This is a genomic window from Streptomyces sp. NPDC058964 (assembly GCF_042741275.1).
Taxonomy (GTDB): domain Bacteria; phylum Actinomycetota; class Actinomycetes; order Streptomycetales; family Streptomycetaceae; genus Streptomyces.
Window position 1 is genome coordinate 1 of the sequence record NZ_JBHYKH010001078.1, and the last position, 1,035, is coordinate 1,035.

The 1,035-nt window shown below is 71.6% G+C and carries 2 protein-coding genes; both read left to right on the forward strand.

The annotated features are described in order from the left end of the window. Nucleotides 1-515, forward strand: a 515-nt coding sequence (locus ACFW2E_RS47775; RefSeq protein WP_384478666.1) for an ammonium transporter, incomplete at its 5' end; no start/stop codon positions are given. After that, nucleotides 512-850, forward strand: a complete 339-nt coding sequence (locus ACFW2E_RS47780; protein WP_007493361.1) for a P-II family nitrogen regulator — start codon at nt 512-514, stop codon at nt 848-850. The genes ACFW2E_RS47775 and ACFW2E_RS47780, both read left to right, overlap by 4 nt. Nucleotides 851-1,035: the final 185 nt, after the last annotated feature.

Consider the following 1,035-nt stretch of genomic DNA (forward strand, 5'->3'; position numbering starts at 1 on the left):
ACTCCGGTGCCGTCTCCGGCCTGGTCGCCATCACCCCGGCGGGCGGCGCGGTCTCCCCGCTCGGCGCCATCGCCGTCGGCGTCTTCGCCGGCGTGCTGTGCGCCATGGCCGTCGGCCTGAAGTACCGCTTCGGCTACGACGACTCCCTCGACGTCGTCGGCGTCCACCTCGTCGGCGGCATCCTCGGCTCCCTCCTCGTGGGCCTCTTCGCCACCGGCACGGGCCAGTCCGACGTCGAGGGCCTCTTCTACGGCGGCGGCCTGGACCAGTTCTGGAAGCAGTGCGCCGGTGTCTTCGCGGTCCTCGCCTACTCGCTGGTGGCCTCCGCGATCCTCGCCTTCCTGATCGACAAGACGATCGGGATGCGGGTCACCGAGGACGAGGAGATCTCGGGCATCGACCAGGCCGAGCACGCCGAGACCGCATACGACTTCAGCGGCGCCGGCGGCGGTGTCCTCGGGACCGTCTCCGCCGCCGCCCCGGCCGGTACGCAGAGCAAGAAGGTGGACGCATGAAGCTCATCACCGCCGTCGTGAAGCCCCACCGGCTCGACGAGATCAAGGAAGCCCTTCAGGCCTTCGGAGTGCACGGACTGACCGTGACGGAGGCCAGCGGCTACGGACGGCAGCGCGGCCACACCGAGGTCTACCGCGGTGCCGAGTACACCGTCGACCTGGTCCCCAAGATCCGCATCGAGGTGCTGGTCGAGGACGACGACGCCGAACAGCTGATCGATGTCGTCGTGAAGGCGGCCCGCACCGGCAAGATCGGTGACGGCAAGGTCTGGTCCCTCCCGGTCGAGACGGCCGTCCGGGTCCGGACCGGCGAGCGCGGCCCCGACGCGCTCTGAGCGGCCACGCTCACCACGGAAGAAGGACAGGAGTCGCTGGGTGACGAGTACGGATGTTCGGAAAGACGCAGAGGACTCGGGACCCAGCGGCTACGCGGCGGCCCCGGGGCGGCCCCGCCACCCCGGGGGGCGGGCCCGGGCCCCCCCCCCCGGGGGCCCCCCCGCGAACTCACAACCCAGGGCGG